The sequence below is a fragment of the Mesorhizobium sp. M6A.T.Ce.TU.016.01.1.1 genome (genome assembly GCF_003997065.1).
Classification (GTDB): domain Bacteria; phylum Pseudomonadota; class Alphaproteobacteria; order Rhizobiales; family Rhizobiaceae; genus Mesorhizobium; species Mesorhizobium mediterraneum.
The window spans coordinates 1-351 of sequence record NZ_RZTJ01000161.1; the positions used below are offsets into that span (position 1 = coordinate 1).

The window sequence follows — 351 nt, forward strand, 5'->3', positions numbered from 1 at the left end:
CGCCCTGGTCGCGCAGCGACAGCAGGCCGTAATAGCCCGAGCGCATGAACTCCTCGATGCGCCGGTCGGAGGCTTCCTTGCTGCCATGCGTGAAGATGTCGACATCGTGGACGAAGAGGATGTCGATCCGGTCGACGCCGAGGCGCTCAAGCGAGGCTTCGAACGAGCGCATGACGCCATCATAGCTGTAGTCGTACACCTCTCGGCGTGATGGCGTGTCGAAGAACTTGCCGATGCCGGTGCGCTCTTCGGGTGGGCAGGCGCGCATGATGCGGCCGACCTTGCTCGACAGCACATAGTCGTCGCGCTTCTTGCCGCGCAGGAACGGGTTGAGCCGCGTTTCCGAGAGGC

Annotated in this window: 1 protein-coding gene; it reads right to left on the minus strand. The window is 63.8% G+C overall.

Features of this window, described 5'->3' with window-relative positions; all coding sequences use genetic code 11:
• Positions 1-351 (minus strand): aldo/keto reductase (locus EOC94_RS33755; protein WP_148128478.1); only part of this gene is annotated, 351 nt, incomplete at both ends.